This is a genomic window from Pseudovibrio denitrificans JCM 12308, from assembly GCF_001310815.1.
GTDB classification, from domain to species: Bacteria; Pseudomonadota; Alphaproteobacteria; order Rhizobiales; family Stappiaceae; genus Pseudovibrio; species Pseudovibrio denitrificans.
Genome location: NZ_BAZK01000019.1, coordinates 82,445 through 109,037, shown reverse-complemented (window position 1 = coordinate 109,037; position 26,593 = coordinate 82,445). Strand labels below are relative to the sequence as shown.

At 51.0% G+C, this 26,593-nt stretch carries 23 protein-coding genes, 1 tRNA gene and 1 pseudogene; 21 read left to right on the top strand and 4 right to left on the bottom strand.

The features are described 5' to 3' along the window. Window positions 1-567: 567 nt before the first annotated feature. From JCM12308_RS21325 to JCM12308_RS21300, 6 genes are read left to right on the top strand one after another with little or no spacing between them, the layout of a single operon-like run. A complete protein-coding gene (locus tag JCM12308_RS21325; protein ID WP_054785002.1) occupies window positions 568-2,769 on the top strand; it encodes a NosR/NirI family protein in 2,202 nt (733 codons plus the stop codon). 35 nt (window positions 2,770-2,804) lie between these two features. Further along, complete coding sequence (gene nosZ, locus JCM12308_RS21320) at window positions 2,805-4,712, top strand: TAT-dependent nitrous-oxide reductase (protein WP_008546345.1); 1,908 nt, start codon at window positions 2,805-2,807, stop codon at window positions 4,710-4,712. A 13-nt stretch (window positions 4,713-4,725) separates the two neighbouring features. Continuing rightward, window positions 4,726-6,000, top strand: coding sequence for a nitrous oxide reductase family maturation protein NosD (locus tag JCM12308_RS21315; protein ID WP_083416411.1), 1,275 nt, complete (start codon window positions 4,726-4,728; stop codon window positions 5,998-6,000). Further along, a complete protein-coding gene (locus JCM12308_RS21310) occupies window positions 5,997-6,917 on the top strand; it encodes an ABC transporter ATP-binding protein (protein ID WP_054785000.1) in 921 nt (306 codons plus the stop codon). Before JCM12308_RS21315 ends, JCM12308_RS21310 begins: the two co-directional genes overlap by 4 nt. Before the next feature lie 3 nt (window positions 6,918-6,920). Continuing rightward, window positions 6,921-7,823: an ABC transporter permease gene (locus JCM12308_RS21305; protein ID WP_208978827.1), complete on the top strand. Its 903-nt coding sequence runs from the start codon at window positions 6,921-6,923 to the stop codon at window positions 7,821-7,823. Continuing rightward, window positions 7,747-8,274, top strand: coding sequence for a nitrous oxide reductase accessory protein NosL (locus JCM12308_RS21300; RefSeq protein ID WP_014285693.1), 528 nt, complete (start codon window positions 7,747-7,749; stop codon window positions 8,272-8,274). Before JCM12308_RS21305 ends, JCM12308_RS21300 begins: the two co-directional genes overlap by 77 nt. Before the next feature lie 88 nt (window positions 8,275-8,362). Here JCM12308_RS21300 and JCM12308_RS21295 read toward each other — a convergent pair whose 3' ends face one another. Further along, a complete protein-coding gene (locus JCM12308_RS21295) occupies window positions 8,363-8,746 on the bottom strand; it encodes a hypothetical protein (protein ID WP_041768579.1) in 384 nt (127 codons plus the stop codon). A 566-nt stretch (window positions 8,747-9,312) separates the two neighbouring features. Continuing rightward, on the bottom strand, window positions 9,313-9,732 hold the full coding sequence (locus JCM12308_RS21290) for a helix-turn-helix domain-containing protein (RefSeq protein WP_054784999.1): 420 nt from the start codon (window positions 9,730-9,732) through the stop codon (window positions 9,313-9,315). A gap of 338 nt (window positions 9,733-10,070) precedes the next feature. Here JCM12308_RS21290 and speA point away from each other — a divergent pair, with 338 nt between their 5' ends. From speA to JCM12308_RS21270, 6 genes are read left to right on the top strand one after another with little or no spacing between them, the layout of a single operon-like run. Continuing rightward, the gene (gene speA, locus JCM12308_RS21285) at window positions 10,071-11,960 is read left to right on the top strand and encodes a biosynthetic arginine decarboxylase (protein ID WP_083416409.1); all 1,890 of its coding nucleotides are present in this window, start codon (window positions 10,071-10,073) and stop codon (window positions 11,958-11,960) included. A 21-nt stretch (window positions 11,961-11,981) separates the two neighbouring features. Further along, window positions 11,982-13,193 (top strand): saccharopine dehydrogenase family protein, encoded by a 1,212-nt coding sequence (locus JCM12308_RS21280; protein ID WP_054784997.1) that lies wholly within the window; start codon window positions 11,982-11,984, stop codon window positions 13,191-13,193. Window positions 13,194-13,197: 4 nt separating this feature from the next. Further along, window positions 13,198-13,548, top strand: coding sequence for a type III PLP-dependent enzyme domain-containing protein (locus JCM12308_RS30675; RefSeq protein ID WP_208978826.1), 351 nt, complete (start codon window positions 13,198-13,200; stop codon window positions 13,546-13,548). After that, window positions 13,545-14,372 (top strand): type III PLP-dependent enzyme domain-containing protein, encoded by an 828-nt coding sequence (locus JCM12308_RS21275; protein ID WP_208978825.1) that lies wholly within the window; start codon window positions 13,545-13,547, stop codon window positions 14,370-14,372. The genes JCM12308_RS30675 and JCM12308_RS21275 overlap by 4 nt, the downstream gene beginning before the upstream one ends. Before the next feature lie 9 nt (window positions 14,373-14,381). Beyond that, window positions 14,382-14,597, top strand: a complete 216-nt coding sequence (locus JCM12308_RS30670) for a hypothetical protein (RefSeq protein ID WP_208978824.1) — start codon at window positions 14,382-14,384, stop codon at window positions 14,595-14,597. Next, the gene (locus tag JCM12308_RS21270) at window positions 14,513-15,241 is read left to right on the top strand and encodes an agmatinase family protein (protein WP_208978828.1); all 729 of its coding nucleotides are present in this window, start codon (window positions 14,513-14,515) and stop codon (window positions 15,239-15,241) included. Before JCM12308_RS30670 ends, JCM12308_RS21270 begins: the two co-directional genes overlap by 85 nt. 95 nt (window positions 15,242-15,336) lie before the next feature. On the opposite strand, the gene JCM12308_RS21265 is transcribed toward JCM12308_RS21270, so the two are convergent. After that, complete coding sequence (locus tag JCM12308_RS21265) at window positions 15,337-15,666, bottom strand: hypothetical protein (protein ID WP_054784996.1); 330 nt, start codon at window positions 15,664-15,666, stop codon at window positions 15,337-15,339. Between the two features lie 238 nt (window positions 15,667-15,904). Next, window positions 15,905-15,994, bottom strand: a tRNA-Ser gene (locus JCM12308_RS21260). Between the two features lie 308 nt (window positions 15,995-16,302). On the opposite strand from JCM12308_RS21260, the gene JCM12308_RS21255 reads away from it, so the two are divergent. The 9 genes and pseudogenes from JCM12308_RS21255 (at window position 16,303) to JCM12308_RS21220 (ending at window position 26,593) form a co-directional block, all read left to right on the top strand. Beyond that, window positions 16,303-17,445 carry a septal ring lytic transglycosylase RlpA family protein gene (locus JCM12308_RS21255; protein ID WP_054784995.1) on the top strand — a complete coding sequence of 381 codons (1,143 nt, stop codon included), beginning with the start codon at window positions 16,303-16,305 and terminating at the stop codon, window positions 17,443-17,445. 208 nt (window positions 17,446-17,653) lie between these two features. Further along, the gene (locus JCM12308_RS30665; protein WP_208978823.1) at window positions 17,654-17,794 is read left to right on the top strand and encodes a hypothetical protein; all 141 of its coding nucleotides are present in this window, start codon (window positions 17,654-17,656) and stop codon (window positions 17,792-17,794) included. Between the two features lie 8 nt (window positions 17,795-17,802). Beyond that, window positions 17,803-18,771, top strand: coding sequence for a D-alanyl-D-alanine carboxypeptidase family protein (locus tag JCM12308_RS21250; RefSeq protein WP_208978822.1), 969 nt, complete (start codon window positions 17,803-17,805; stop codon window positions 18,769-18,771). 52 nt (window positions 18,772-18,823) lie between these two features. Further along, window positions 18,824-19,507: a dTMP kinase gene (gene tmk / locus JCM12308_RS21245; RefSeq protein WP_054784994.1), complete on the top strand. Its 684-nt coding sequence runs from the start codon at window positions 18,824-18,826 to the stop codon at window positions 19,505-19,507. A gap of 2 nt (window positions 19,508-19,509) precedes the next feature. Then, window positions 19,510-20,571, top strand: a complete 1,062-nt coding sequence (locus JCM12308_RS21240) for a DNA polymerase III subunit delta' (RefSeq protein WP_054784993.1) — start codon at window positions 19,510-19,512, stop codon at window positions 20,569-20,571. Between the two features lie 78 nt (window positions 20,572-20,649). Then, window positions 20,650-22,203 (top strand): methionine--tRNA ligase, encoded by a 1,554-nt coding sequence (gene metG / locus JCM12308_RS21235; protein ID WP_054784992.1) that lies wholly within the window; start codon window positions 20,650-20,652, stop codon window positions 22,201-22,203. Between the two features lie 147 nt (window positions 22,204-22,350). Continuing rightward, window positions 22,351-23,133: a TatD family hydrolase gene (locus JCM12308_RS21230; protein WP_054784991.1), complete on the top strand. Its 783-nt coding sequence runs from the start codon at window positions 22,351-22,353 to the stop codon at window positions 23,131-23,133. 49 nt (window positions 23,134-23,182) lie between these two features. After that, window positions 23,183-24,001, top strand: coding sequence for an MBL fold metallo-hydrolase (locus JCM12308_RS21225; RefSeq protein ID WP_054784990.1), 819 nt, complete (start codon window positions 23,183-23,185; stop codon window positions 23,999-24,001). Window positions 24,002-24,296: 295 nt separating this feature from the next. After that, window positions 24,297-26,593: pseudogene (locus JCM12308_RS21220) on the top strand (bifunctional salicylyl-CoA 5-hydroxylase/oxidoreductase).

The window sequence follows — 26,593 nt, the reverse complement described above, 5'->3', positions numbered from 1 at the left end:
GATTTTCCACACAGTGCAGCAAAATTGCTTTTCGAGAGCTTGAGAGCCATCACCTCGAACTTAAAGAGGGTTGGCTTTCGATGCACCATCAATGAGATCCTTAAATATGAATGATGTAGCCATTACAAAAAATGAGAACTCGTTCAATTCAAGGAATCGCCCTGAACACACCAATCAGAAGATTGAGAGCAGATCAGCTTCAAAGCATTCCTCATCGCGACTTTCTCCCTAGGTCAAATTGTCCCGATTTCTACGCAGAAATACAACCAAACACCTGATTACCTACGTATATTCACTGCATTTATTGTGATCTCAGCCCATACCATCGCACTTTAAAATTTCGAATAACACTAAATAAAAACAATAGATTAAGCGGATGTGTCACACCAAATCGTGCGACACATATCTGCAAAATCAATCAAAAGTTGTGAAATATCTAAATACTGTGGAGATGACGGTTTTCATCGATGAGGGCAAAACGCTTTTTGATTTTTCGCAAAGAACTCCGTCCCGAATAAGCGCACCTACTTAATGTATATTTTTCATGCGAGATAAGGTGTCTCGGAAATGCGAGCTCTCAGGTTGCGCACTGTCTTCCTTCTTATTTTTACGTTCTTTCTCAGTGCGTCGAACTACGCGATAGCTGCGTCGGACTCTTCAAATCGTGTCCTTAATTTCTCTAAGAAAGTTGAGGTCACCAAATTCTTCCCGAAAGCCGACAGATATGGGGAACTGCGTGAGGACATCGCGGTTCTACCTGCAATGGCCGGCGAGGAAGTGTTGGGCTGGGTCTTTCTGACCACCGATCTGGTCTCCACGACCGGGTACTCCGGTAAGCCAATCGACACATTGGTTGGCATTGATCCAAATGGCATGCTCACAAGCGTGCAGCTGGTTAAACACGCAGAACCAATCGTTCTTATCGGCATCCCTGATAGCGAGATCAAGCAAGTCACAGAGAACTACGCTGGCCTCGATATAAAGAAAGAAGCAGAGCAGGGTGGTTCTGCTCACGAACTCGACATTATTTCTGGCGCAACCGTCACCATCATGGTGATTGACGATTCTGTTGTGAGAGCGAGCTTGAAAGTAGCACGCACCCTTGGAATCGGCGGTCTTAAAGGTGCTGAGGCAGACACCGGTCCAAAGTTCGTCATTGATCCGGACAAGACTACAGCCTCAGATTGGATGACACTAACGGGTGATGGCTCACTTCGCCGCCTCACGCTTGATGTGGGGCAGATTAATGCTGCCTTTGTTGAGCAAGGCAATCCGAAGGCCATCAAACGCCCTGCAAAAGGTCCTGATACCGACTCTTATGTTGATATGTATATGGGCCTTGCTGACGTCCCGGTTATTGGTCGCACCATCCTGGGAGACGCAGAGTACGCCAACCTCAAAAAACGCATGAAGGAAGGTGACCACGCCATAGTGGTGCTTGGTCGTGGTCGGTATTCCTTCAAAGGCACTGGGTATGTTCGTGGTGGTATCTTCGACCGAATTCAGTTGATCCAGAACGATATTTCTGTCCGCTTCAAAGATCGTCAACATAAGCGTTTGAATGTTATTGATGCTGGTGATGCTCCAACATTCAAAGAACTGGACATCTTCACAATTCCAGCAGATTCAGGTTTTGATCCAAGCAAGCCGTTCCGTCTACAGCTTTTGGTTCATCGCGAAATTGGCGCGATTGAAAAGACTTTCCTGACCTTTGATCTGGGCTATCAGTTACCGCAGCAATACCTGAAGAAGGTAGAAGTTGCGCCAGTAGCAGCAGAAGGTACAGGCGAGGGCGCAGCTGCAGCTCCTGCTGAAGAACAGCGCGTTGAACTGTGGCAACGCATCTGGAATGACCGTCAGGTGGATATTGCGGTCCTCGGTGTCGCTCTGACGATCCTGACAGGCGTCTTCTTCTTCCAGATGCAGGTCGCCAAGTCTGAAAAATTCACCTTCTGGTTCCGCATTGGCTTCCTGACCTTTGTTCTGGTCTGGCTCGGCTGGATGGAAAATGCGCAGCTCTCTGTTGTGAACGTTCTTGCGCTCTTCTCAGCGCTGACCACAGAGTTCAGCTGGAGCGCATTCCTGATGGATCCATTGGTCTTCCTGCTTTGGTTTGCAGTTGCAGCAGCTCTCATCTTCTGGGGTCGCGGCGCATATTGTGGCTGGCTCTGCCCATTTGGCGCCCTGCAGGAACTGTCAAACCGAATTGCAAAGTTCTTCAAAGTACCGCAGGTAACCTTGCCATGGGGGCTCCATGAACGCCTGTGGGCTCTGAAGTACATGATCTTCTTGGGACTGTTTGGTCTCTCACTCTACTCACTGGCAGTGGCTGAGCATTATGCTGAAGTCGAACCATTCAAAACCGCCATTATTCTGAAGTTCCAGCGCGGGTGGCCATATGTGCTCTTTGCAGTAGCACTCTTGGCAGCTGGTCTCTTCATCGAGCGGTTCTACTGCCGTTACCTCTGTCCTTTGGGAGCAGCTCTCGCCATTCCGGCACGCCTGCGCATGTTCGATTGGCTCAAGCGTTACAAGGAATGCGGCAACCCATGCGCTCGCTGTGAAAAAGAATGCATGGTCGGAGCTATCCATCCTGAGGGTCACATCAATCCAAACGAATGCCTGAACTGCCTGCATTGTCAGGTTCTGTATCAGAGCGACGATAAATGTCCGGTCTGCATCAAGAAGCTTGCACGACGCAAGAAATTCGAAGCGCAGACGGGTATTTCAAAGACGGAAAAGGGCACTTCCGTCAAACAACCGGCTTAAGCCAAATCAACTCGAAAGTATCAAGGGAGACTTTCATGACTGATAAAAAAGAAACAGGCCTTTCACGCCGCGCACTGCTTGGTGGTACCGCAAAGACCGCTGCAGTAGCTGGTTTGGGTGCCGTTGCTGCAGCAGGCGCTGGTGGTTTTGCACCAGCTCGCGCTGCTGAAGGTGGCCTCAAGTACCATGTAGGTCCAGGCGAGCTGGACGAATACTATGGCTTCTGGTCATCAGGTCAGACTGGCGAACTGCGCATTATGGGTCTGCCATCCATGCGCGAACTGATGCGTATTCCTGTATTCAACCGTTGTTCTGCAACCGGTTGGGGTCAGACCAACGAATCTAAGAAGATTCTGCAGGAAAACATGCTGCCAGAAACCAAAGAGTTCTTGGCTGCGCATGGCATGGAACACTACGACAACGGTGACCTTCACCACCCACATATGTCCTTCACCGAAGGTACATATGACGGTCGTTACTTGTTCATGAACGACAAAGCGAACACCCGTGTTGCACGTGTACGCTGTGACGTTATGAAATGTGACAAGATCACTGAAATTCCAAATGCACATGACATTCACGGTCTGCGTCCTCAGAAGTACCCACGTACTGGCTACGTCTTCGCAAACGGTGAGCATGAAGCTCCACTCGTAAACGACGGCACAATCCTGGATGAGCCAGATAAGTACAGCTGCATCTTCACCGCACTCGATGGTGATACCATGGAAGTTGCATGGCAGGTCATCGTAACCGGTAACCTGGACAACTGTGACGCTGATTATCAGGGTAAATACGCTTTCTCTACCAGCTACAACTCAGAAATGGGTACAAACCTGGCAGAAATGACAGCCTCTGAAATGGACCACTGCGTGGTGTTCAACATCAAACGCATCGAAGAAGGCGTCAAAAACGGCGACTACCAGATGCTGAACGGTGTTCCAGTTCTTGATGGCCGTAAAGGCTCAAAGTACACCGCGTACATCCCTGTACCAAACAGCCCACACGGCTGTAACACCTGCCCAGACAAAAAACACCTGATGATCAACGGTAAGCTGTCTCCAACAGTTTCTGTTATCGACGTGACCAAACTGGACGCAGTATTCGACGGTGCAGATCCACGCTCCGCAGTTGTTGCTGAACCAGAGCTGGGTCTTGGCCCACTCCACACTGCATTCGATAACCGCGGCTTCGCTTACACCACTCTGTTCCTCGACAGCCAGATGGTTAAGTGGGACATCGACAAAGCGATCCGTCAGTATGCAGGCGAAGACGTCGATCCAATTCACTCCAAGATCGATGTGGCATACCAGCCAGGTCACAACCACACCTCTATGGGTGAAACATCAGAAGCAGACGGTAAGTGGCTTGTATCTCTGAACAAGTTCTCTAAAGACCGCTTCCTGAACGTTGGTCCTCTGAAACCAGAAAACGAACAGCTGATCGATATTTCTGGCGACGAAATGAAGATCGTTCACGATGGTCCTACCTTTGCAGAACCGCACGACGTCATCATCGTACACAACTCCGTTGTGAACCCTGCATCTGTCTGGCAGCGTGACGACCCAATGTTCGCTGATGCTGTCGCACAGGCTAAAGCTGACGGTGTGGATCTGGAAGAAGCAGAACACGTCATCCGCGACGGCAACAAAGTTCGTGTGTACATGCACTCTGCTGCGCCAACTTTCTCTCTTGAGAAGTTCACAGTTAAGCAGGGCGACGAAGTTACCGTTTATGTCACCAACATTGATGACATCGATGACCTGACACACGGCTTCTGTATTTCTAACTACAATGTAGCAATGGAAATTGGGCCTCAGGCAACTGCTTCCGTAACCTTTATCGCAGAGCGTCCAGGTGTTCACTGGTTCTATTGCCAGTGGTTCTGTCATGCACTGCACATGGAAATGCGCGGTCGTATGTTCGTTGAGCCACGCGACGCATAAGGGAGTTGCGGGCATGACAAGGTCCCTCTGGCAATTGCTGCTAGGTGCGACGGCTTTGGTTGGCGTGAGCGTTTCTGCTCACGCCGCTGAAATCATTGTACCGGCACAGCCTGATGCCTTAGCCCGCGCCTTGAGAGAGGCGCAGGACGGAGACGTTTTGCGCTTATCTGCTGGAGTTCATCAGGGACCGGTCGTCATCGATCGGTCTTTGGTGCTTAAAGGAGAGCCAGGCGCAGAGCTTAAAGGCAATGGCAAAGGCTCAGTAATAACTGTCGAAGCACCAGATGTGGTCGTCGATGGACTGGTCATCACCGGTTCAGGTCTTTCCAACCAAACAATCGATTCAGGCGTGAAGCTGACAAAAAAAGCAGATCGTGCCCGAATTACAGGTAACAAGTTCCTCAACAATCTGGTTGGTGTCGATGCGCACGGAGCGGATGATGCTTACATTGCCGACAACCTGATTGAAGGTCGTCGCGATCTGCGCCCTAACGAGCGCGGAAATGGCATCTATGTCTGGAACTCACCAAGACTTTTGGTGGAATACAACACCATCAAATATGGTCGGGACGGCGTTTTCGTAAACACCAGCCCGAACGATACTTTCAAAAACAACTATTTCGAAAAAACCCGCTTTGCGGTGCATTACATGTACGGCAATAAGGGCACTATCTCCAACAACGTGTCAGTCGGCAATCACATCGGTTATGCGCTGATGTTCTCAGACAAACTCACGATTACGGGCAACATCTCTAAAAATGACCGTGACCATGGTTTGATGTTGAACTACGCCAACAATGCCGTGATTACCGGAAACTATGTGAAAGCTTCTCCTGAGAAGTGTTTATTCATGTACAACGCCAACAAAAACATTGTTGACGGTAACAAGTTTGAGCGCTGTGACATCGGGGTTCACTTCACTGCAGGTTCTGCAAAAAACAAATTTTCCAACAATGCCTTCATTGGAAACAAGACACAGGTGAAGTACGTGGGCACACGCCACCTGGAATGGACATACGAAGGCCGCGGAAACTTCTGGAGTGATCATTCAGCCTTTGACATGAATGGAGATGGAGTAGCTGACACCGCCTACCGGCCAAACGACATGGTCGATCAAATTCTCTGGACACAGCCTGCCGCAAAGCTGCTCACCGGAAGTCCTGCAGTCCAGCTCCTCAGCTGGACCCAATCGCAGTTTCCGGCACTTTTGCCAGGTGGCATCGTAGATACCAAACCTCTGATGCACGCTCCGGAAATAGCAATGCCGAAGGTAGGAGCAAGAAGATGAATAATACAGTTCTTCGAGCTGAAAACGTCCGCAAGACCTTCGATGGACGGGATGCTGTTAAAGATCTTTCCTTTGAACTGGGAGGCGCAGAGAGGGTAGCGCTGCTCGGTCATAACGGTGCAGGTAAGACGACATTCTTCAAAATGTCACTTGGCTTCCTGACACCATCTGCTGGACGGATTGAAGTTTTGGGCGCAGAGCCTGGTAGTGATAAAGCGCGCTCTTCCACCGCGTTTCTGCCAGAATCTGTTGCCTTCCAAAGGACTTTGACAGGTGTTGAAGTTCTCAAATACTACGCCAAGCTAAAAGGCGAAGACCCGAAGAAAGCAGTCGGACTGCTCGAACGCGTTGGTCTTGCAGAAGCTGGTACACGCCGGGTTGGCACCTACTCAAAAGGTATGCGGCAGCGTCTTGGCCTCGCACAAGCCTTAATCGGCACACCCAAACTGGTGTTGCTCGATGAGCCAACCAGTGGTCTGGACCCGATTTCACGCCAGAACTTCTACGATCTCGTAACAGAGATTTCTGGAAACGGCGCAACCGTACTTCTGTCATCTCATGCACTGACAGAAATGGAAGCTCGCACAGATCGCATCTTGATCATGTCTAAAGGCAAACTTGTTGCCAATGACACTCTGGAACACCTGCGCACAGCAGCCCGTCTGCCAATTCGCCTGAAGGTGAAAGCCAAGGACGAACCAGCTGAGCAGCTGGCAAACCGTCTTGGTGGCACTCCAGTTAACTGCCGCAGTGTAGAGATCATGTGCGCACATGAAGACAAGATCGCGAGAATTGCGGCTGTTACCAGCTTGGGTGCCATGATCGAGGATATCGATGTGCATCTGCCAACACTGGACGACGTCTATAAGCACTTCTCCGAAAAGGCGAATGCCGAAGATAGTGCAGGGGAGGCTTGAGTCATGTTTCAGCGTATCCTAACAGTAGCTGGCCAAGAGTTCCGTATCGGTCTGCGTAACCGCTGGATCCTGCTGTCCGTTGTTATTCTGGCAGCATTTTCCATGGCGCTCGCACTACTTGGTTCTGCACCAGCTGGTACACTCGACGTGAGCCGCATGACCATCACCGTGGCATCACTCTCCAGCTTATCAGTCTATCTGGTTCCCTTGATCGCACTATTGCTGGCTTTTGATGCAGTTGCCGGCGAGATCGAACGCGGTACATTGCTCTTGATCTTCTCCTCTCCAATGACGCGAAGTGAGTTCCTCATTGGTAAGGCAGTCGGTCACATCTGCGTCCTATTGCTGGCTCTGACATTAGGTTATGGAGCAACAGCAGGTATGCTGGCAGCAACAGGTGGTGGAGATACAAGCGGTTTCATCGATTTCGCACGATTGATCGGTACCTCTGCGATCCTCGGCTTTGCATTCCTCGCACTTGGTTACATTGTCAGTGCATTGGTGCGTCAGGTCACAACTGCAGCCGCAATGGCGATTGGTATCTGGCTTGTTCTGATCGTTCTCTATGATCTGGCTTTGCTCGGTGCACTCGTTGCAGATAGCGAAGGGTTCTTTGCATCTACCGTCTTCCCGTTTGCACTACTGGCAAATCCAGCAGATGCTTTCCGTCTCTTCAACCTCTCTGCGTTGAATGCAAACGCTATGGTTGGTGGTATGGCGGGCGTTGCAGAAAGTCTTCCATTCCCACCAGCAGCGGCACTTGCTCCATCTTCGTGTTCGCTGGCGTTGCCATGTCTGGTGCTATCCTACTGCTTAAGAGGGTCTCCCCATGATGAAGAAACTGTTTGCAGTCGTTGGAGTCACGTTGCTTCTGGCAGCTTGTCAGGAAGAGCAGCAAATCGCTAAACCAGCTGCTATGGAGCTGAGTGCTGAAGCTGCAGGTCACTACTGCCAGATGACCATATTGGACCACGAAGGACCAAAGGCACAGATCCACCTTGCCGGTAATCCATTCCCGTTATGGTTCTCTCAAATACGTGACGCTGTCGCATTCACGCGTCTTCCGGAAGAATCCAAAGACTATGTAGCTATCTATGTGAATGACATGGACAAAGCCGAAAGCTGGGAGCAGCCAGGTAACAACAACTGGATAGATGCAGATGCCGCTTTCTTTGTGATTGAGAGTTCACAAATAGGCGGAATGGGAGCCCCAGAGGCAATCCCATTTGGAACCAAAGCAGGCGCAGAAAAATTCTCAGCTGAGAATGGAGGTAAGATTGTTAAGCTTGCCGAAATCCCGAGTGAGTATGTGCTCAAACCTGTTGAGTTTACACTTAGCGATGCTTCCAACAATTAACCGTTAAGCAAGCTTAAAAAAACAAAACGCTCCAGAAATGGAGCGTTTTTTTGTTTGTTACGTCTGAGTTAGCTGATCACAGCCTCTATCAGTTTTTACAATGAACTGGATAGCCAACCCGAAGTTTAGGATCCCCGACCACTATTAGCTCATCCGGGTCACACGTTACGCTTTCAGTTGGGGCACTATCAAAGGGCCTAAACTTGAACGCACGAAGCCCGGACAGCATCGTCGTCTCACCGCATACAAATCCAACTTCTTCTGTATCTCTATGCTTCACAATAGAACCCAGCTCGGGTTCACAAAGTGAGATGTCTGAACCGAACATGTTCAGAAAATCGACATCAGATCCGGTTTCGGAACCATGTGCAGTTGCTGATTTCAGAAGTTCATCAAAAACATCTTGCCGCGCAGTTGAGTGCTTATTTTCCACTTCATTAGAATGATCAGCGCGATTTAAGTCGATGGGCATAAGAGCTCTTTCAACTAGAGAACTAAAAGCAAAATCAAAAAGTACCAATCAAGACAAGCCGTCCAAACAGGTTTCCAATCCCCAAAGCTATTCCCTGCAAAATGGGACAGGGCATACAAATCAAAGTTGAATTGGATAATAAATCCATATCTTAGATTTAAGATGGTGGAAAGGTAAATAAACTCAAGCTTTAAATAACATGCATCACGCACATAGTTGATGAATAGGTTCTTAAACAAGCATCATCCGAAATTATTTATAAAATACAGACGTGTAGGATTACATCAACGGCATTGGATAAGTTAACGAACTGATGAATACACAAAACATATTCCAAAGAAAATATCTCGGATAACTCGCAAAAAGAGTTTGCTTCTCATTCTACCCAATAGGTGGAAACCCCCTACAAGGTTTAACTGAAATCACGAACGGAGGACAAAATAAGATTTGAGGAACTTTAGGTCAGGGAGGCTAAGCTATTTCCACTGCATCGATTTTCAGAATGCTCACGCAATCCGATCTATCAGAGTTAAGCTGAACTCCTTTAACAGACAAACCTGCATTAGTTAGTGCTCATTACGCTTCAACATCTCTTGGTAGATACGCGCAAACATCATCGATACAAAATTTGTAGGAGCTTTACTGCCGGGACCGTACACTTGAGTTTCAATCTCAAGCGCTTGCTTCCAGGCACTATCAATCAGATCAAGGTCAGTCTGGCTCGTATTTTCTTCCAACTCAGCCAAAATCTGCGCATCATCAAGATACTTTGCGTCTCCAACTCCATGAAGACCAAAACGAAGAAACTGCTCATTTACGCCAAGCGCTTGTGCCAGCTTTCCAAGCGTGTCCCCACGCGGATTCTCGATGAGACCTTTTTCGATCTTGTAAAGATTGTCATAACCAACGTTTGCACGCCTTGCCAAATCTTTAACTGTAAGGTCATTCTGCTTGCGAAGTTTTTGAAGTCGCTCTTGCCAAGTCATGGTTGCTCTGCAGTCGCTAAAAACAAAGTCTCATGGAGAAGTAATCCGGTTAGTGCAATTAATCTATCCCCCGATTGCTCGCAAATAAATAACCAAGAAAGATATCCGCAAAAAATCAGGGGGACATCCTACTGATGTCTTCAACTGGCTTACACCTTTTTGAAAACTACTCGATTTTCGCTATCAGCAAAATCTCAGGTTGTAGGTTTAATTTCCGCAAAAAATGATTTGTGCACCTGTTCTGCCCGCTCTGATGTTTAGAACACTAAGATTGGGCTTGTCAGATGGATACACCATGAGTAAATGGGGCAAAATCAATTCTGGAAGGGGATAAATGGTTGCCAAATAATCAAGGTACTGCTCATGCCATTTACGGCATGGGGCGCTGGGGTAAAGATCTTCTCTCTGTGCTGCCGAACGGCGATATTGCACTAAGTAATCCTTTGATGCCGGACGCTCCGAAGGTGAGTCTTCCGGAGATCGTTCACGACCTTGAACAACGTGGTATCCATTCTCCACTTTTGCTGCGCGTCAGCTCGTTTCTGCAAAACGAAATTGCACACATCAATAACTCCATGGCGGACGCGATCAAGCGCGTTGGCTACAAGGGTAAATATCGCGGTGTTTTCCCAATTAAGGTGAACCAGCAGGCGCAGGTTGTTGATCGTATCGTTGAGTTTGGTCGCCCTTACTCCTACGGCTTGGAAGCTGGCTCAAAACCTGAATTGGTCATTGCACTCGCGCACCGCTTGCCAAAAGATGCCTTGATTGTTTGCAACGGGGTAAAAGACGAAGAGTTTATCCGTCTTGCAATTCTGTCGCGCAAGCTCGGCTTCAACACCATCATCGTTCTGGAAAGCCCGAAAGAGCTTGAAACCGTTATCGATGTGGTGGAAGAACTGGGCGAAGAGCCGCTTCTCGGCGTGCGTGTTAAGCTGACCAATCAGATTGGTGGTAAATGGGAAGAAAGTTCCGGTGATCGTTCCACCTTCGGGATGAACACCGACCAGCTCGTCTCCGTGATCGATAAGCTGCGCGAAGCAAAGCTTCTGCACTGCCTGAAACTTCAGCATTCCCATCTCGGCTCACAAGTACCTGACGTCAATGACGTCCGCCGTGCCGTTGGTGAAGCCTGTCGCTACTTCGTTGAGCTGACAAGGGAAGGGGCTGAACTGACCCATCTTGATCTGGGCGGCGGCCTCGGTGTTGATTATACCGGCGAAAAGAAGGCAATCGAGAACTCCACCAACTACTCCGTTGAAGAGTACTGTGCCAACGTGGTGGAAACTGTTGCCTACGCAATGGACGAAGCTGAACTCACGCATCCTACTCTAATTACAGAAAGTGGTCGCGCTGTTGTTGCAACATCCTCAATGCTGCTCTTCAATGTTCTTGAGGCGACATTGTTCGATGCGCCAACCGCACCAAAGCCTGAAGAAGACGACCACCATTTGGTCGCAGACCTTGCAGCCGTTGAAGGTTACCTCAACGCAGAGCGTCTTCAGGAGTGCTTGAACGACGCCACTTTCTATCGCAATGAGCTTCGCGCGTTATTCCGCCGTGGCTATATCAACTTACGCCAGATGGGTCGTGCTGAACGCATCTATCTGCATCTGATGTCCAAGATCAAAGAACTTGCACCACCAGCGGGTACAGCGCCGGAGATTGATGAGCAGCTTGAAAAAGTCGCTGATATCTATCACTGCAACTTCTCTCTCTTCCAATCTCTGCCAGATGTCTGGGCAATTGATCAGCTGCATCCGATTGTTCCGTTGCAGCGCCTGAACGAAGTTCCTGATCGCCGCGCAGTGCTCTCAGACATTACCTGCGACAGTGACGGCAAAGTAGACAAGTTCATCCTGGCAGATGGTATCTCACCATCTCTGCCGGTGCATACGCTAGAAGAAGGTAAGCCATATTATCTTGGCGTCTTCTTTGTTGGTGCCTATCAGGAAACATTAGGTGATCTACACAACCTGTTCGGCGACACCAATGTCGCAACCATTGACCTGAGAGCAGATGGCGGATTTGATCTGCTTCAGGAAGTTGAAGGCGATACAATCTCGCAGGTTCTCTCTTATGTAGAGTATGATCCGCGCGACTGCGTAGATGCTTTCCGTAAACTCATTGATGAGGCGGTCTCCGCCGGCACACTCAAGAATGCTGACCGACGTACGTTGGTTGCTGCCTACCGTGACAGCATCAACGGCTACACCTATTACGAATAATCCAAGGACCGGGGAATAGACATGGGTAAAACTCTGGTAATCGGCGCTGGTGGTGTTTCCTCCGCAGCCGTACACAAAATGGCAATGAACTCGGACATCTTCTCCGAAATCACGCTGGCATCCCGTCGCAAGTTCAAGTGTGACGACATCGCAAAAAGCGTAAAAGAGAAGACCGGCGTAGAGATCAAGACCGCTGAAGTTGATGCAATGGACGTCGCAGCAGTTGTTGCTCTCATCAAAGAAAGTGGCGCTGAGCTACTGGTGAACCTGGCGCTGCCATATCAGGATCTTAAGCTGATGGACGCATGTCTGGAAGCTGGCATCAACTATCTGGACACCGCCAACTACGAGCCAGAAGACGAAGCAAAATTCGAGTATCACTGGCAGTGGGCTTATCAGGAGCGCTTCAAAGAAGCTGGCTTGACCGCAATCCTCGGCTCTGGCTTCGATCCGGGCGTAACCTCCGTGTTCGCAACTTGGCTGAAGAAGCACAAGCTCGAAAACATCCGTCAGATCGACATCCTCGACTGTAACGGTGGTGACAACGGCAAAGCATTTGCAACCAACTTCAACCCGGAAATCAACATCCGTGAAGTAACCGCAGACGCACGTCACTGGGAAAAAGGCGACTGGGTAACGTCTCCAGCCATGACCCACAAAGTGGCATTCGACTTCCCTGGTGTTGGCGAGAAAAACATGTACCTCATGTACCATGAGGAACTGGAAAGCCTGAAAACCCACTTCACCGAAATTGAACGTGCACGTTTCTGGATGACCTTCGGCGATGCATACATCAACCACGTACGCGTGCTTGAAGGCATCGGCATGACCTCAATCGAGCCAGTCATGCACGAAGGCCACGAAATCATTCCGCTGCAGTTCCTCAAATCCGTTCTGCCAGATCCAAGCGGTCTGGGGGAGCTGACCAAAGGTAAAACCTGTATTGGTGATATCGCAACCGGTCAGGCAAAAGACGGTTCTGGCGAGAAAACCTACTACATCTACAACATTTGTGACCACGAAGAGTGCTACGCAGAAGTAGGCTCTCAGGCGGTTTCTTACACCACTGGCGTACCTGCAATGATCGGCGCAGCACAGATCCTGAAAGGGAACTGGAAAGAGCCGGGCGTGTGGAACATGGAACAGCTGGACCCAGACAACTTCATGGACATGCTGAACGAGCACGGCCTGCCATGGCAGGTTAAAGAACTCGACGGTCCGGTTCAGTTCTAAGCTGATGGCAGAGTTGATGCAGACACAGGCTGGTGACGCAGGAGCGTTCAAATCTTTTGATCTCTCCCGAGTACCAAGTCCCTGTTTCGTTGTTGATGAGGTTGCGGTCCGCCGCAACCTCTCTATGCTTAAAGACGTTGCTGACCGTTCCGGTGCGCATGTTCTCGCTGCCCTAAAAGCCTTCTCGATGTTCGCATTGGCCCCAGTGGTACGTGAGTATCTGGAAGGAACCTGTGCTTCTGGCCTTTATGAGGCGCGTCTGGGCCGCGAAAAGTATGGTGGTGAAGTTGCTACGTTCTGCGCGGCTATAAGGCCAGTGAGATTGATGAGATCATCGGCTACACCGATCACATGATCTTCAACTCAGCGGCCCAAAAGGATCGCTTTCTTCCAAATGTACGGGCCGCGAAACACAATGTGGATGTAGGCCTGCGTATCAACCCGGAGCATTCCGAAGGCGAAGTAGAAAAGTACGATCCCTGCGCCCCATGCTCACGGCTCGGTTTTCCGGTTTCCCAGCTGAGTGCAGAAGTTCTGACAGGCGTTAATGGCATCCATATGCACACACTCTGTGAGCAGGAGTTCGAACCTCTCCAGCGTACATGGAACGCAGTTAAGGATAAGCTTGCACCGTATTTCGACCAGCTGAAGTGGATCAACTTCGGCGGTGGTCATCATATCACCCGCGAAGATTACGACCGCGAAGCCCTTATCGCCTTCATCAAAGATGTGCGCGCAGAAACGGGCCTGGAAGTCTATCTGGAGCCAGGTGAAGCTGTTGCACTGGATGCAGGTATTCTGATTGGCGAAGTTTTGGACCTGCCAAAAAACGGCGTGGATCTGGCGATCGTGGACATTTCCGCAACCTGTCATATGCCGGACGTCATCGAGGCACCATATCGCCCAGCCATGCTGGGTGAAGCGAAAGAGGGGCATAAATACCGTCTCGGCGGTCCATCTTGCCTCGCGGGCGATGTTATAGGAGATTACACCCGGGCAGAGCCTCTCCAGATTGGCGATCGTTTCGCATTTCTTGACCAGGCACATTACTCGATGGTGAAGACCAACACCTTCAACGGTGTTCCTCTACCAACAATCGCCCTATGGAACTCTGAGAGCGACGAACTCAAGATTATCCGCGAGTTCTCCTACAATGATTTCCTGAACCGTCTTTCCTAAAGGTACAAAATGTCTGTTTTTCTCGACAGTGAGCTAACTGAAGCAGAACGCAAGGCAGAAGACGCGCTCTTCACCATCATTCCAATGCCTCTGGAGCGTACCGTTTCTTATGGCTCTGGCACCGTAAAAGGGCCAGAAGCATCATCGAAGCAAGTAACGAACTTGAGCGCGGCAGCAATGGCGTTGAGCCATGCGCTTCCGGCATCTCCACACAAGAGCCAGTAGCGTGCGATGGCCCTCTGCCAGAGGTGATGGAACGTCTGGCACAGCGTACTGAAGCTGCAGTCAAAGCTGGCAAGATCCCGGTTACCCTCGGCGGCGAACACTCTCTATCCTACGGCGCCGTATCCGGTGTCGCTCGCGCACTTGGTAAGCCAGTGGGGATAGTACAGGTGGATGCGCACGCAGATCTGCGCATTGCGTATCAGGGTGAAAAGCACTCCCACGCCTCTGTCATGAACCTTCTGGTGGAAGGGGGGAACTCCCTCGCACAGTTCGGCGTACGTGCACTCTGCCAGCAGGAAATGGATAGTCGCTCAGAGAACAAGGTGTTCTTTGTCGACGCGGAAGAGCTGGTGACCAGAGGCTTGCATGCTGTTGATTTGCCGGAAGACTTTCCGGAGAACATCTATATTTCCTTTGATGTTGACGGCCTCGATCCATCCCAGATGCCAGCCACAGGCACACCGGTTCCAGGAGGCCTTGGCTACTATCAGGCCATCCATCTGGTGGAACATGCCCTTAAAGGCCGCAAGTGCGTCGGTCTTGATGTTGTTGAGCTGGCCCCAGATGGGAATGCCGCATGGGACTTTACCGCCGCTCAGATCACCTACCGTCTCATGGCTGCAGCGCTATCCTCACAGGGCTGATCGCTAATTTAATCAATCAAAACGAAGGGCTGCGATCAATTGATTGCAGCTCTTTTCATTTTTGCACCCAGTCGTCCTAAATCTGCACCTTTGACTTACTTACTTAGCAGCTTGAGCTCTCTAGCACGCTCACGGATCTGAATGCAGACGACACCACTTGCATCCTCATGAGCATCTTCCAGCGTATGCTGAACCTCACCCGCCAGGCTGATACTTTGCTGGACAAGGATGATGTAGTTGGGCGTAGCTTTGAGTTTGTTTTCCCTGATGTAATCCAGTGTCCGCTCATGCACGATGCCGAGCTCACAGAAATTATCCATCGTGTCGATCAGAAAAATCTCTTTGATCATATCTTTAGGCGCTTGTGCCGAAGCAGGCACAGCGAGCGAGCAGGAGAGGCCGGCAGCCAAAACTAAACGTTTCATAGAAAATCCCCGTGATGAAAGTGCCAGTGTGGCTACGCCGTTTCCGACTGTCCATCTTGCAATTTTCTCAAAGGTATTCTGAAGGACTAAGCACCATATCCTGAAACGCCTCCCCCAGATGACCGGGAACACTCTCTCTATTTTTTTCAGAAGTCCAGGCCATTTTTGCATTAGCCCAGAAAGCAAAAAACCCACCGCGAAGGTGGGTTCTTTTTGCCTTATCTATCAATAAGATAGATGGCGGAGAGGGTGGGATTCGAACCCACGAGACGCTTCCACGCCCGCCGGTTTTCAAGACCGGTGCATTCAACCACTCTGCCACCTCTCCGGCGCTGTGTGGTGTGGGCTCTATTTCGTTCATGCGGCCCTCAAAGTCAAGCGGGCGTAAAACTTGTTCCACAGCATGAATTTATTTTTTTCACAGTGAAATCAATCAGTCCTATCAAAACCGCCATTTCCCCTAAGGAAGTTAGCTTAGGGGAAAATCTCTCTTTCTTGTGGAGACATTTTGATCGGATTCAGTTAAGGTTTATCGGCTATCTTTTTAATATTGGTTCAGTTTGTAGTGAGCTCGGGTATTTCTGCTCAACCAATCTGAAATCCGTCAGTGCCGAACATGTAGTGAGTAACAACGGTATGACTTCTTTACTGAATTGGGGCTATTCGGTGAAAGCACCTGCTCCCGAAACGATCAAACGCATAGCGACCAGCATATCTGTGGTTGCCCTGTGCGCAGGCATTGCAGCCTGTGGTGGCGGCACGGATAAAGTGAAGTTCAGTGAAAAGAAATACGGCGTAGCTGCGAGTCCTCGTGTGGTGAAAGGCTCGAAGCCGGTTCCCAAGGGAGGCGGGCGCGCTGTTGTCGGTAAACCATATAAAGTGGCCGGCAAGTGGTACTATCCCAAAAGAGACGACAACTACAAAAAAACCGGCAAGGCATCATGGTACGGCCCAACCTTCCATGGCCGCAAAACCGCTAACGGCGAAATCTTTGATCGGAACGCGCTGACCGCCGCTCACCCAACCATGCCGCTACCAAGCTACGCCAAGGTGACAAACCTGCAAAACGGCAAGTCTATGGTTGTGCGTGTGAATGACCGTGGCCCGTTCCATGACAATCGCATCATCGACTTGTCAGAACGCGTTGCTGGCATGCTCGGCACCAAATCCAGCGGCGTTGCAAAGGTTCGCGTGGAATACGTTGGTCGTGCACCACTCCATGGACGGGATGAGAAAAAGCTTCTGGCTTCCTATTCCGGCAACGGTGGCAACTGGAATGGCGGCAGCTCTGCACCGCGCACCATGTTCGCCTTTGCAAATCCTGTGAACCGTATCTCTGGCCCGGCACCAATGCCGAAAAGCAGGCCATACGACACACCTATTTTGGCAGCACAGAACGTTCTGGCGTTCAATGCCAACCAGCTTGATCCAGCAGTGGTTTACGAGCGTAACCTGAGCACAACACAGGTTGCATCCATCAGCAGTTTCAAAAACCGGATCAACAGCGCATTATCCTCCAGCGCAAATCCTAACGCTCCAAAACCAGCCATTGCAGCACAGCCCGTTTCGACTTCCTTTGGAACATCTCTGCTGCCACCACCAAGCTCTGGGGTCTACAAAACACCGACCAGCAGTGCGCCAACCTTCCAGACTGGCAATGCAATTTCATCTTATGCTTCTGAGCACAGGCTCAACAGTGCGCATGATGCATTCAAGTCTGTTTCTGGTGGTTCAGGCCTGAAAGAGCTACTGCTATCTCGTACTGGTCAAAATCACTAAGTCATTTAGTTCTAAACGGCTTTACCCAGTCAGCACACCTGCGTTAGTGTTTGTTTTAAGGGATGGGGCGTAGCATAGCCCCACCAAAATCAATCAGGGAGACGCAGGCGTGCAAGTTGGGTGGAAGAAGTGCAAACAGCATAAATCTCAAGACAACTGCAGGTACTGGACATCTCCTAAAAACTGGAGAGCGTCAGCCATCGCTGTATTGGCTTTTTGCAGCATACTCGCAGCCCCAACAGCTCAGGCTGTCGAAATCAAAGCCAAAGCCGCAACGCTCTACGACTTCACAAACAAGTCACTCGTCTTCTCCAAAAACTCTCAGGTTCTGATGCTCCAGCCAACCTGACAAAACTGATGACTGCCGTCACCGTGCAGCAGGCCATCCATGCAGGTGACATCACACCACAAACCATGTTCAAAGTCAGTGAACATGCATGGCGCACTGGCGGTGCACCAGCACGCGTCACAACAATGTTTGCGCGACTGAACTCATCGGTGTCTGTCAATGATCTGATGTATGGCCTGATCGTACACAGCGCAAACGATGCCGCAATCATTTTGGCTGAAGGGCTTGCTGGCAGCGAAGAAAACTTCGCCCGGGAAATGAACAAGCTGGCCAAGTCCATTGGTATGGAGAACTCAAACTTCACCAATCCAACTGGCTTTCCCGATGAGAACCACAAGACCACTCTCGAAGATCTGACTATTCTCGCCGCCTACGTTCTGGAACATGAGCCGGAGCTGCATTCCGTCTTTGCCATGGACCGCTTCACCTGGAACAAAATCACCCAGCGCAACAAAAACCCGCTCATGCGTGATATCGAAGGCCTTGATGGATTTGGTGCTGGGTTCTCTGAGCGAGAAGGCTTCGCAGCGCTCGGAACACTGGACAGCAACGGGCACCGCTACGTTGCAGCGATTGCAGCCTCTCCGACGCTTCAGGATCGTGTTCAGGACATGAAAACGCTGCTGTTGCCCACGTTTTCCGGCCTGACGCTGCAGCAGTTCTATCGCAAAGGCGAACTTGTTAGCGATGCACAAGTCTACGGTGGCAAGAAAACGACTGTATCTTTAAAGACAAATGATGCTGTCGCAACACTCATCAACCCGAATGAGAAAGACAAGTATAAGCTCCGTGTCGTCTATAATGGCCCCATTCCAGCACCTGTCGAAAAAGGAATGGAAGTGGGAGAACTGCAAGTTCTTTCCAAAAATGACGTGATTTATCGGGCAACACTGGTTACAGGAGAAGATGTAGCCATTGGAGACCTTCAGGGCCGCGCTTGGGATGCCCTTGGAGAGTTCTTCTACCAGTTGTTTTAGCACCGGGTTTCAGCACTATTGAATTCCGAAGGTCTTGGAGGCCTGTTCGACGTTGTCGGGTATTTTTATCAGTTTTGAAGGCGGTGAAGGCGCCGGTAAGTCGACTCAAATCCAGCGCTTACGCGACAAACTCGCGGCCAAAGGAGTTGAAGCTATCACCACACGCGAACCCGGCGGCTCACAAGGCGCTGAACTGGTTCGTGAAGTTCTCCTGTCTGGCGCAGCAAAAGACTACGGCGTCACTGCCGAAGCCGTTCTTTTCGCAGCAGCCCGCGCGGACCACATAGATACGCTCATCAAACCTGCGCTTGAGGATGGCAAATGGGTTCTGTGTGACCGCTTTGCAGATTCATCCCGCGTTTATCAGGGCGAATCCGGTGTACCCACACCAACTGTGGAAGCTCTGCAGCAAGTTGCTATCGCAGGTCACAATCCGGATATGACGTTGCTCATCAACGTAACACCAGAAGTTGGCTTGGCCCGCGTCTCAAAGCGCACAGCACCCGTTGAGTTTGACGGCCCGGATCGGTTTGAAACAGATACACTGGAAACGCACCGCCGCCGACAGGAGTTGTTTCTGGACATGGCCCGCAATGAGCCAGATCGCATCGTGGTGATTGACGGAGACCAGCCTCAGGATAAAGTAACCGATGACATCTGGCAGGCGGTACAGGACCGCTTCGCTGAGCAGATCCAGCAGGAAGCAGGCGAACCTGACGCAAACAGGGAAGGGTGAGGATGGCAAAAGCTTCCATAATCGAAGAAGTCCCTGAATTTGACGAAGTCGACGGCCTACCGCTCCCACGCGAGCAAACACGTCTTTACGGCCATGAGCTAGCTGAAACTGAACTGCTTGATGCCTATAGATCGCAGCGGTTTCATCATGCCTGGATTCTCGGAGGCCCCAAAGGCATTGGCAAAGCCACGCTCGCATTTCGCTTCGCGCGCTTCATCCTTGAACATCCTGATCGCTTTTCAACGCCTGTAATGGCAGCCAACAGCCTTTACGTTCCACCGGAAAGCCATAGCGCACAAATGGTTGCCGCAGGCTCCCATGCAGACCTTCTGCACTTGCGCCGTCCATGGGATTTGAAAGGCAAACGGTTCAAGCGAGATCTTCCAGTCGACGAAGTGCGTAGGACGACAGGTTTCTTTGGCTCTACGGCAGCTGGTGGGAACTGGCGCATCTGTATTGTTGATTCTGCCGATGATATGAACCAGTCCGCAGCCAACGCGCTGCTCAAAATTCTCGAAGAACCACCAAAACAGTCCTTGTTCATTCTGCTCTCCCACAATCCAGGTCGGTTGCTGCCAACAATCCGTTCCAGATGCCGCAAACTCACCATGCGCAAATTGGAAGAGACGATGATTGAGCATGCCCTTACAGAAATGGGATGTAACCCTTCAGGGAACACAGAAGCCCTTCACACGTTGGCTGATGGGAGCCTTCGTCAGGCAGCATTGGCTGCAAACGGCGGCGCACTGGATATTGCGCAGGAGTTCACCGGATTGGTTGAGACCATCACAAATCTGGACATGATCCGTGCGCATGGCTTTGCAGATAAGATCGCGGCACGCGGTGCAGAGGATGCCTGGAACACATTTTTGGAGCTTGCGCGCACATTCTTGAGCAATCAACTGCGTAAAGATGCAAGCACAAAGCCGGATGCGCTTGTCAGGTGGGCTGACTTGTGGGAAAAGGTTGGCCGCGCTGCTTCAACGGCAGATGCTTTAAACCTCGATCGGAAGCAAGTTGTGTTGACTTTCCTCGTTGACCTGCGGAAAGCAAGCTCTGGCTGACGTACGACTGTTATCTTTGAGCTAACACTCAAAGAACTTTCCAGATTTAGATCCCGGATCAAGAGATCACCTTAGGATATGACAGAAAAATCGCCTTTCTATATTACAACGGCAATTTCCTACCCAAATGGTGAGCCGCATATCGGCCACGCCTATGAGGCAATTGCAACTGACGTGCTGGCCCGTTTCCAGAGACTGGATGGCCGTGAAGTACACTTCCTGACTGGTACTGACGTACACGGCCAGAAGATGCTTCAGACCGCCGTCAAGGAAGGCATGTCACCATCAGATCTTGCTGACAAGAACTCCAAGCTCTTCCGCGAAATGGTTGAGATGCTTGGCTGCTCCAACGACGATTTCATTCAGACCAACGAAGAGCGTCACTACAAGTCCTGTCAGGCAATCTGGCAAAAAATGGCTGACGCTGGCGACATCTACAAAGACAGCTACGCCGGTTGGTACTCCGTTCGCGATGAAGCCTACTATCAGGAAGGCGAGACCGAAGTTCGTGAAGACGGTGTTCGCTACGGCCCTCAAGGCACACCTGTTGAATGGGTGGAAGAGGAAAGCTATTTCTTCCGTCTCTCAGCTTACGAAGACAAGCTGATTGAGCTTTACGAGAAGAACCCTGACTTTATCGGACCAAACGCACGCCGCAACGAAGTGATGAGCTTCGTAAAAGGCGGCCTGAAAGACCTCTCCATCTCCCGGACCACCTTCGACTGGGGCATCCCGGTTCCAGGCGATGAAAAGCACGTTATGTATGTTTGGGTCGATGCACTGACCAACTACATCACCGCGCTTGGCTATCCGGATATGGACGGCGATATGGCTAAGTTCTGGCCTGCAAACGCTCATATCATCGGTAAGGATATCATCCGTTTCCACGCGGTGTACTGGCCAGCATTCCTGATGTCTGCTGGTGTTCCATTGCCTGAGCGCGTGTTTGCACACGGTTTCCTCTTCAACTCCGGTGAGAAGATGTCCAAGTCTCTGGGCAACGTGATCGCACCGCGTGATCTGGTGGAAACCTACGGTCTGGATCAGATCCGTTATTTCTTCCTGCGCGAAGTTCCATTCGGTCAGGATGGCAACTACAATCACGAAGCAATGGTGAACCGCATCAATGCTGACCTTGCCAACGATATTGGCAATCTGGCGCAGCGTTCGCTCTCCATGATCTTCAAGAACTGTGAAGGCAAACTCCCGGTTCCTGGCGAGTTCTCCGCGGACGACAAGGCTATCTTGCTGCAGGCTGATGAGATGCTTGAAAAGTGCCGTGGCTTCATGGCAAAGCAGGAAATCCATCACGCTCTGGCGTGTATTTGGTCAACTGTTGGCGAAGCAAACCGTTACTTCGCCTCTCAGGAGCCATGGGCGCTGAAGAAGACCGATCCGGAACGCATGGGCACAGTGCTTTACACCACCGCAGAGATCATCCGTCAGGTTGGTATTCTGGCGCAGCCAGTCATGCCGACTTCTGCAGGCAAACTGCTGGATCTGCTGGTGCTTTCTGACGATGAGCGGTCTTTTGCGGAGCTGGGTGAAGCTGGCCGCCTGCAAGGCGGTCGTGAACTGCCGAAGCCACAGGGCGTGTTCCCACGCTATGTTGAGCCGGAAACTGCAGAATAAAACGCCAATCTATCTGGCTTGAAGGGGGAGGCGCATGAGCCTCCCTTTTTTATGAGGGAAGTGCACTGGCATTTTCCGCGAGGGATATCACAAGAGGTCGGTAAGGCCAATTGACAGAATCGCGCTGGAGGCGCTCTTGCTGTGACCATGTTAGTTGATAGTCATTGTCATCTGGATTTTCCGGATTTCGCAGAAGAACGCGACCAGATCATCGAGCGCGCCCACGAAGCAGGCGTCAAGCTGATGGTCACCATCTGCACCCGCGTCCGCAAGTTTGAGCAGATCAAAGAGATCGCAGAAGCTTACGACAGCGTTTATTGCTCCGTTGGAACTCACCCGCATCAGGCTGGAGAAGAGACCGACGTGACCGCAGAAGAGCTGATCGAACTTTCAAAGCACCCCAAAGTGGTCGCAATCGGTGAAGCTGGTCTGGACTACTTTTACGACAACGCATCTCCAGAAGATCAGGAAAAGGTCCTGCGCACGCATATCAAAGCCGCGCGCGAAACGCAGCTGCCGCTGGTAATCCATAGCCGCGATGCTGACGACGATATGATGCGTATTTTGGAAGACGAGATGAAGATCGGTGCGTTTCCAGCACTTCTTCACTGCTTCTCTTCCGGCAAAGAACTGGCAATGAAGGGCCTTGAGCTTGGCCTTTACGTATCCTTCTCCGGCATTCTCACATTCAAGCGTTCTACGGAACTGCGTGAGATCGCAGCAGAACTGCCGATGGATCGCCTTCTTGTTGAAACAGATGCGCCTTATCTTGCACCACAACCATGGCGCGGCAAACGCAATGAACCAGCTTATGTGGCGCATACCAACAAGGTACTGGCGGAAGCTCTTGGCGTTTCAGAAGAAGAGATGGCAGACGCTACAACACAAAACTTCCTGCGCCTGTTTTCCAAGGTGCCACGGCCAGCATGATTGGCTAGACTGACGCGGATCGTATTGCCACTATTCTTTGAGAGGACCAATGACCAGTAATTTTAAGGTCACCATTCTGGGCTGCGGCTCATCGACCGGCGTGCCACGGATTGGCGGAGATTGGGGCGTTTGCGATCCCAACGAGCCCAAAAACCGTCGCCGTAGATGCGCTCTGCTGGTCCAGAGGTTCTCCGAGAACGGTACCACCACCATCGTTGTTGATACCGGCCCCGACCTGCGTGAGCAAATGCTGGCTGCTGGCGTCGCACATGTTGATGCTGTGCTGTACACCCATGCTCATGCAGACCACTTGCACGGCATCGACGATCTGCGCTTTTTTGCGCTCATGCAGCGCGCCAAAGTACCTGTCTACATGGATGAGTTCACGTCAAAGCGCGTCCGTTCTGCCTTTGACTATTGCTTCGTGACGCCACCGGGCTCCGGCTATCCGCCAATCTTGAGTGAGAACCGGCTGACCGACGGAACACCGGTTACCATTGACGGAGCAGGGGGACCGATCACTGCTCTGCCATTTCTCGTTCATCATGGTGATATTGATGCCCTTGGCTTTCGCTTTCAGGATCTGGCCTACACACCGGATGTCAACGACATACCGGAAAGCAGCTTTCATGCATTGAAGGGGCTGGACACGTGGATCATCGATGCACTGCGTGAGAAACCGCACCAAAGCCACTTCTGCGTTAATGATGCGCTGGAGTGGATTGAGCGGATGAAACCGACAAACAGCATCCTCACCAACTTGCACTGTGATCTGGATTATCAGCGATTGAAATCACAGTTGCCTGAGAACGTGTCTCCCGCTTTTGATGGCCGGGCAGTCGAATTTCCAGCACATGCGACGGTTTAAAGCCGTCGCATTTTTTATGATACCTACACAGAATCATTACTTGCCACGGCTCCGCTTTTTGTGCTGATATAGATATATCAGCGACGCGTGCGTGATAAATATATTTTTCAAGTCGGTTTAGTCGGCTCACTCTAAATCAGACATAAATTTATAAAATACAATAGGTTACAGATATTTTCTGTAGCATCACATATATTTTATGCTTAGATATTTTATGTTTGAAATAATCCAAAAAACCTGTCACGCTTGTCCCAAGTTGAAATTAGGCGCTTGCAGCCTGAGGGGGGAGAGAGCAATGAAAGTCGCATGTCTTGGAGGCGGCCCGGCAGGTCTTTATTTCGCAATCAGCATGAAACTTCGTGATCCTCAGCATGAGGTGACAGTCATTGAGCGGAATAAGTTTGACGACACCTTTGGATGGGGTGTTGTTCTTTCAGATGAGACGCTGGACAACTTCAAGGTCAACGACGAAAAAAGCGCGGAAGCCATTCGCGCTCACTTTGCCTACTGGGATGATATCGCAGTTCACTACAGAGACACCTGCCATGTCTCCAGCGGTCACGGCTTCTGCGGCATTGGCCGCAAGCAGCTACTTCTGCTCCTTCAGGACCGGGCGCGCGAACTTGGCGTGAACATGGAGTTTGAACGGAACTACACCAGCGCCAAAGAGTTCATGGGCGACTACGATCTCGTTGTTGCAGCTGATGGTCTGAACTCCACCAGCCGCACCGAGTTTGCAGAACACTTCAAACCAGACATCGACACCCGCAAATGTAAGTTCGTCTGGCTCGGCACGCACCAGAAGTTCGACGATGCCTTCACCTTTATCTTTGAAGAAACAGAGCACGGCTGGATCTGGCACATGCCTATCAGTTTGACGATGATACCGCGACCTTCATCGTAGAGTGTACCGAAGAGACTTACGAAGCATTCGGCTTCGCAGACATGAGCCAGGCAGAATCCTGCCGAACCTGCGAAAAGATCTTCGAAAAGCATCTCGGCGGTAATGAGTTGATGACCAACGCGAACCACATCCGCGGTTCCGCATGGATCAACTTCCCACGTGTTCTTTGCGAAAAGTGGTCTCACGAGAACCTCGTTCTGATGGGCGACGCTGCTGCAACCGCGCACTTCTCCATCGGTTCTGGCTCAAAGCTTGCCATGGAAAGTGCAATCGCACTGGCAGACTACCTGCACAGTGAAAAGTCCGTTCAGGATGCTTTCCAGAAATACGAGGATGAGCGTCGTCTGGAAGTGCTGAAGCTTCAGTCCGCAGCGCGTAACTCCCTCGAATGGTTTGAGAACGTTGAACGCTATCTGCATCTGGACCCGGTCCAGTTCAACTACTCACTTCTGACCCGCTCTCAGCGCATCTCCCACGAGAACTTACGCGAGCGTGACGCGGAGTGGTTGGGCACAGCTGAAGGCTGGTTCCAAAATCAGGCTGGTGTGTCTGACACTGACAATGCACCACGCCCACCAATGTTTGCACCGTTCAAACTGCGCGAGATGGACCTGAACAACCGCGTGGTTGTTTCTCCAATGGCGCAGTATAAAGCGGAAAACGGAACTGTTTCTGATTGGCATCTGGCTCACTACGGCGAACGCGCCAAAGGCGGTGCTGGTATGGTGGTCGTAGAAATGACCTGTGTGAGCGCTGATGGCCGCATTACACCGGGATGTCCGGGCCTTTATGCACCGGAACATGAGAAGGCGTGGAAACGCATCACAAGTTTTGTCCATGAACACAGCCACGCAAAAATCTGCTGCCAGCTCGGCCATGCGGGACCAAAGGGGTCCACTCAGCTCGGCTGGGAAGAGATGGATGCACCTTTGAAAGACGGCAACTGGCCTCTGCTCGCAGCTTCTCCAATTGCTTGGTCCGAACGCAACCAGACACCAAAGCAGATGGATCGCGCAGATATGGACCGCGTGAAAGATGAGTTCGTGAACGCAGCCAAAATGGCAGATGCCTCTGGTTTCGATATGATCGAAGTCCACTGTGCCCACGGATATCTGCTGTCATCCTTCATCTCACCGCTCACCAATAAGCGAGAGGATGAGTTTGGCGGTTCTCTCGAAAACCGTATGAGATACCCACTGGAAGTCATCAAAGCCGTGCGTGAAACATGGCCACAGGACAAACCAATGTCTGTGCGTATCTCTGCAACAGACTGGGTAGAGGACGAAGGCCTTACTCCGGAAGAAGCCGTTGAAATCGCTCGCATGCTCGACGCAGCCGACGTTGATATCTGTGACGTATCCGCGGGCCAGACCAGCACGCGCGCACAGCCAGTGTATGGCCGCATGTTCCAGGTGCCGTTCTCAGACCGCATCCGCAATGATGCTGGCATGAAGACCATGGCCGTAGGCAACATCTACGAGCCAGACCATGTGAATTCGATCCTGATGGCAGGGCGCGCAGATCTTGTCTGTCTGGCACGTCCACACCTGTCAGATCCATACTGGACCCTGCACGCAGCGGCTGAGTTGGGTGATAAAGGCGTTTACTGGCCAGAACCATATCATGCCGGTCGTGATCAGTTGTATCGTCTGGCAGAACGCGCCGAGACGATGAAAGTTCGCGTGTAA

Bases quoted from the DNA above. Each gene is read 5' to 3' on its own strand.
- JCM12308_RS21255 (WP_054784995.1), top strand. From the start codon at position 16,303: ATGACTTCTTTACTGAATTGGGGCTATTCGGTGAAAGCACCTGCTCCC.
- JCM12308_RS21325 (WP_054785002.1), top strand. From the start codon at position 568: ATGCGAGCTCTCAGGTTGCGCACTGTCTTCCTTCTTATTTTTACGTTC.
- metG (WP_054784992.1), top strand. From the start codon at position 20,650: ATGACAGAAAAATCGCCTTTCTATATTACAACGGCAATTTCCTACCCA.
- nosZ (WP_008546345.1), top strand. From the start codon at position 2,805: ATGACTGATAAAAAAGAAACAGGCCTTTCACGCCGCGCACTGCTTGGT.
- JCM12308_RS21305 (WP_208978827.1), top strand. From the start codon at position 6,921: ATGTTTCAGCGTATCCTAACAGTAGCTGGCCAAGAGTTCCGTATCGGT.
- JCM12308_RS21315 (WP_083416411.1), top strand. From the start codon at position 4,726: ATGACAAGGTCCCTCTGGCAATTGCTGCTAGGTGCGACGGCTTTGGTT.
- JCM12308_RS30675 (WP_208978826.1), top strand. From the start codon at position 13,198: ATGGCAGAGTTGATGCAGACACAGGCTGGTGACGCAGGAGCGTTCAAA.
- JCM12308_RS21275 (WP_208978825.1), top strand. From the start codon at position 13,545: ATGATCTTCAACTCAGCGGCCCAAAAGGATCGCTTTCTTCCAAATGTA.
- JCM12308_RS21230 (WP_054784991.1), top strand. From the start codon at position 22,351: ATGTTAGTTGATAGTCATTGTCATCTGGATTTTCCGGATTTCGCAGAA.
- JCM12308_RS21265 (WP_054784996.1), bottom strand. From the start codon at position 15,666: ATGAAACGTTTAGTTTTGGCTGCCGGCCTCTCCTGCTCGCTCGCTGTG.
- JCM12308_RS21240 (WP_054784993.1), top strand. From the start codon at position 19,510: ATGGCAAAAGCTTCCATAATCGAAGAAGTCCCTGAATTTGACGAAGTC.
- JCM12308_RS21250 (WP_208978822.1), top strand. From the start codon at position 17,803: ATGACTGCCGTCACCGTGCAGCAGGCCATCCATGCAGGTGACATCACA.
- JCM12308_RS30670 (WP_208978824.1), top strand. From the start codon at position 14,382: ATGTCTGTTTTTCTCGACAGTGAGCTAACTGAAGCAGAACGCAAGGCA.
- JCM12308_RS21295 (WP_041768579.1), bottom strand. From the start codon at position 8,746: ATGCCCATCGACTTAAATCGCGCTGATCATTCTAATGAAGTGGAAAAT.
- JCM12308_RS21310 (WP_054785000.1), top strand. From the start codon at position 5,997: ATGAATAATACAGTTCTTCGAGCTGAAAACGTCCGCAAGACCTTCGAT.
- JCM12308_RS21300 (WP_014285693.1), top strand. From the start codon at position 7,747: ATGATGAAGAAACTGTTTGCAGTCGTTGGAGTCACGTTGCTTCTGGCA.
- JCM12308_RS21280 (WP_054784997.1), top strand. From the start codon at position 11,982: ATGGGTAAAACTCTGGTAATCGGCGCTGGTGGTGTTTCCTCCGCAGCC.
- JCM12308_RS21290 (WP_054784999.1), bottom strand. From the start codon at position 9,732: ATGACTTGGCAAGAGCGACTTCAAAAACTTCGCAAGCAGAATGACCTT.
- JCM12308_RS21225 (WP_054784990.1), top strand. From the start codon at position 23,183: ATGACCAGTAATTTTAAGGTCACCATTCTGGGCTGCGGCTCATCGACC.